Genomic DNA, 3,368 nt, shown 5'->3' on the forward strand with positions numbered 1-3,368 from the left:
AGAAATAAAAAATATTTTGCAAAACTATATTAATGAAACAAAAAATATAATTTTGCAAAATATTAATAAAATAAAAATACAACTATTAATACTATTTTAGAAAATCCAACAGTAAAAAAATTAATAGATTTAATAAAAACAAATCCTTTAGACAAAGAAAATAAAGAGATTGTAAAAGAATTTATTAGATATATATTAAGTTACAATCTTCCTGAATCGAGCATATTCAAACAAGATTTAGAAAAATTGATTTTTAATTGTTATGGTTTGAAAAATTAATATTCACATAAAAATATGATGAAAATTATTACTTTAAAAAAATTAATCACAATATCGTTTTGCATATTTTTATCCAAAAACTTAAATGCCGAATATAAACACAAAGAAACTTGGCAAAATACCAATTTATTCCCAGCAATAAATGAAAATGCTCAAAGAAGTAAAGAACGCAGTGCATTACATGAAGCTGCACATTTAATAATTTATGAACACTTTCTAGGCATTAGTAATATAAGTGAAATAACAATAAAAAATGATATCACTACAAACCCTCATACAGAATTCAAAATTCATCCGGAAAATAAGCACGATATAAATATAATGCTTGCAAGTTACATAATAGAAGAAATGTTTTTTAATAATGCATCAAAGGGAATATATTTAGATTTGGAATATGTTATTGAAGATATATTAAAATTTTATCCTCAAACCGCCGGTCCAAATATCATAGAAATAAAAAATATTTTGCAAAACTATATTAATGAAACAAAAAATATAATTTTGCAAAATATTAATAAAATAAAAATATTTTCAAATATTTTATTAACAGAAAAAGACACTTTAAATAATGCCGAAATAAAAGCTATTTTTAACAAAATCAATAATAATTTACTTACTATTTCGCAATAATGCATTCCAAGAATTAGGCCAAATTTCACTTAATATTTCGCCAATCACTTTTGCATATTGCCTAATTTCCCATTGTGCATCATTTGCAATTCTAAGTTTATAAAAAGCGTACCAATTTCTTAAATTTGCAGTTGCATAAAATTCCGTATAATTTCCAACAGGAACTATTAATCTTGCCTGTTCTCTACAAGCGCCCAATTCCAACAATTTATTATAAGCCGATAATGAATTTTCATAAGCTTTCTCTAAAACGTTGGAGCACTCTTTTTGATTTTCAACTTCGCCTAAACTTGCCTGTTTATTCGTACTTGCTTGCAATCTCCAGATTTCAGGATAATAAAATTTTCCAACAGGATCTGCAGAATAACGCATTGAAACTTCATTATAAGATTGAGTTCTATGTCGCATCCACTGTCTTGCAACGATCAATGGTGTAACTATTTTAAATGTTGCGCTTTGATGTTCAAATGGTGTTAAATGAAAATTTTCAGCTAAATAATTCATCAAGCCTTTATCTTTTTCGGCATCCAAACCGGTTTTTCCGCTTGCCGCATGAGAAACTCTTGCAGAAAGAGCCGGCATCTGATCTATATTATATTTATCGCCTTCAATTTTAGATGTGGCAATTAGCTCCACTATTGCATATGGATCTGTTTGTCCATATGGATAACGAACTTTAAGATTATTGATATTAGCAAAATTTTTATTATCTTTATTTAAAGCCTGTTCCATAAAATCTCCTAAACCGATGGCAATGTTATACCTCTTTGTTTCATATATTTTCCACCGCGCTGTGCATAAGTTACATCACAAGACTCTTCACCTTTTAAAAATATTACCTGAGCCAATCCTTCATTTGCATAAATTTTTGCAGGAAGTGGCGTTGTATTTGAAATTTCAAGAGTGACATGGCCTTCCCATTCAGGCTCAAACGGTGTTACATTTACAATAATTCCACAACGAGCATAAGTTGATTTACCTAAACAAATTGTTAAAACATCTTTTGGAATTCTAAAATATTCAACACTACGAGCCAATGCAAATGAATTTGGCGGAACAACGCAAACATCACTTTTAATATTAACAAAAGAACTTGAATCAAAATTTTTTGGATCAACAATTGAATTTAATACATTTGTAAAAATTTTAAATTCATCGGCAACTCTTAAATCATATCCATAACTTGAAAGACCGTAACTGACAACTTTTGTTTTTCCCTCATTGATATAACGTACTTGTTTTTCTTCAAATGGTTCTATCATCCCATAATTTTTAGCCATATATGAAATCCATTTGTCTGCTTGAATACTCATATCACCCTCATAAAAAAATTAAACAAATTTACTTTTATTTTTTGAAATATTAAACTTTGCTTTTAACAAACTTTAAAACTCATTCAAGGATAAACGCATGACAAATTTTAATCAATTTTTAAATAAAGAATTAAATGAGCCGCAAAGAAATGCCGTAATCTTTGAATCGGGTCCGGCAATTGTAATTGCAGGAGCCGGATCCGGAAAAACCAGAGTTATTACAACTCGTATAGCAAATCTAATTTTAAATAATAATGTCAGTCCTCAAGCAATTGTAGCATTAACATTTACAAACAAAGCTGCAAATGAGATGAAAGAACGTATCTCAAAATTTTTAGACAAAAACCTTAAATTACCGTATGTTGGCACATTTCATTCATACTGTTTATTATTATTAAGATCAAATCCAACATTATTAAATTTTACAAATTTTTCAATTATAGATGCAGACGATCAAAAATCTTTAATAAAAAAAATTATAAAAAAATATGGTCTTGAAAAACAATTTTCGCCAACAGATATTTTGTACCAAATATCAAATTACAAAAATAAAGTAAATTATGATTTTGATGAATTTACAATACCGATAGTAAAAGAAATTTATCTTGAATATGAGTCTGAAAAACAAAAATCTCACAGTTTTGATTTTGATGACCTGTTGCTTGAAATTTTAAAAATATTTAAAACAAATTTAAATTTTAGAAAAAATTTTCAAAATAAAATTCGACATCTTTTAGTTGATGAGTACCAAGATACAAATATGGTACAACATGAACTTTTAAAGCTGATGAGCACGAATGAAAATAATAAGTTTAATATTGATTCGCTATGTGCCGTAGGCGATGAAGACCAATCCATTTATTCATGGCGAGGAGCTATGGCAACAAATATGCAAAACTTTCAACGCGATTTTGCTCCTGTAAAATTAATAAAAATTGAACAAAATTATAGAACCGTTACACCAATACTTGAAGCTGCAAATCATATTATTTTGAATAATAAAAACAGAACAAATAAAAAACTTTGGTCAGAAAAAAAAGCAAGCAATAGAATTCTTTCCATAGTCTCAAGATCGGGCAAACAAGAAGCTTATGCCATTACAAATTTCATAGAAAATTTGCCCAAAGAAAAAAGCCTTAACGAAAT

4 protein-coding genes are annotated in these 3,368 nt (G+C 27.9%); 2 read left to right on the forward strand and 2 right to left on the reverse strand.

Annotated elements, in window-relative coordinates; genetic code table 11:
- Window positions 1-294 precede the first annotated feature (294 nt).
- Complete coding sequence (locus KKE07_04695; protein MBU4270141.1) at window positions 295-909, forward strand: hypothetical protein; 615 nt, start codon at window positions 295-297, stop codon at window positions 907-909.
- On the opposite strand, the gene thyX is transcribed toward KKE07_04695, so the two are convergent.
- Both thyX and KKE07_04705 read right to left on the reverse strand, forming a co-directional pair.
- A complete protein-coding gene (gene thyX, locus KKE07_04700; protein ID MBU4270142.1) occupies window positions 889-1,641 on the reverse strand; it encodes an FAD-dependent thymidylate synthase in 753 nt (250 codons plus the stop codon). The genes KKE07_04695 and thyX overlap by 21 nt on opposite strands.
- Before the next feature lie 8 nt (window positions 1,642-1,649).
- Window positions 1,650-2,222, reverse strand: coding sequence for a dCTP deaminase (locus KKE07_04705; protein ID MBU4270143.1), 573 nt, complete (start codon window positions 2,220-2,222; stop codon window positions 1,650-1,652).
- A 97-nt stretch (window positions 2,223-2,319) separates the two neighbouring features.
- On the opposite strand from KKE07_04705, the gene KKE07_04710 reads away from it, so the two are divergent.
- Window positions 2,320-3,368 (forward strand): UvrD-helicase domain-containing protein (locus tag KKE07_04710; GenBank protein ID MBU4270144.1); only part of this gene is annotated, 1,049 nt, incomplete at its 3' end.

The sequence above is a fragment of the Candidatus Dependentiae bacterium genome (genome assembly GCA_018897535.1).
Classification (GTDB): domain Bacteria; phylum Babelota; class Babeliae; order Babelales; family UASB340; genus UASB340.